Genomic DNA, 799 nt, shown 5'->3' on the forward strand with positions numbered 1-799 from the left:
TATCGGGCTGGTAATGGTTCGCGAAACTAATCGTCAGTTGCGTGAGACCGCCGAAAAGAACGAGCGCAATCAAAACGCGATCATGCGCTTGCTGGACGAAATCGAAGACCTGGCGGACGGCGACCTGACGGTCACGGCGTCCGTCACCGAGGACTTCACGGGCACCATTGCCGACTCCATCAACTATTCCATCGACCAACTGCGCGAGCTGGTGGCGACCATCAACCTCACGGCCGGACAAGTGGCCGCTGCGGTGCAGGAGACGCAAGCCACCGCCATGCAATTGGCCGAAGCTTCAGAGCATCAGGCCCAGCAAATTGCCGAGGCCTCCGGCGCTGTCCAGCAAATGGCTGACTCCATCGACCAGGTATCGGCCAACGCCTCCGAGTCGTCGGCGGTGGCGGAGCGCTCCGTGGCCATTGCCAACAAAGGCAACGAAGTGGTGCACAACACCATTCACGGCATGGATAACATTCGAGACCAGATTCAGGACACCGCCAAGCGTATCAAGCGATTGGGCGAGTCTTCGCAGGAGATCGGCGACATAGTCAGTTTGATCGACGACATTGCTGATCAAACCAATATTCTGGCCCTCAACGCAGCGATCCAGGCCTCCATGGCGGGAGATGCCGGACGCGGTTTTGCGGTGGTGGCCGACGAGGTTCAGCGCTTGGCTGAGCGCTCGTCAGCCGCCACACGGCAAATCGAAACGCTGGTGCGGGCGATCCAGGCTGATACCAACGAGGCGGTGATCTCCATGGAACAGACCACCACCGAAGTGGTGCGTGGTGCCCGCCTG

At 60.1% G+C, this 799-nt stretch carries 1 protein-coding gene; it reads left to right on the forward strand.

Going from position 1 to position 799, the window contains the following annotated elements:
- The coding region (locus tag TU76_RS23945) for a methyl-accepting chemotaxis protein (protein WP_048352636.1) at positions 1–799 on the forward strand (799 nt) is incomplete at both ends.

It is taken from the genome of Pseudomonas psychrophila (assembly GCF_001043005.1).
GTDB classification, from domain to species: Bacteria; Pseudomonadota; Gammaproteobacteria; order Pseudomonadales; family Pseudomonadaceae; genus Aquipseudomonas; species Aquipseudomonas psychrophila.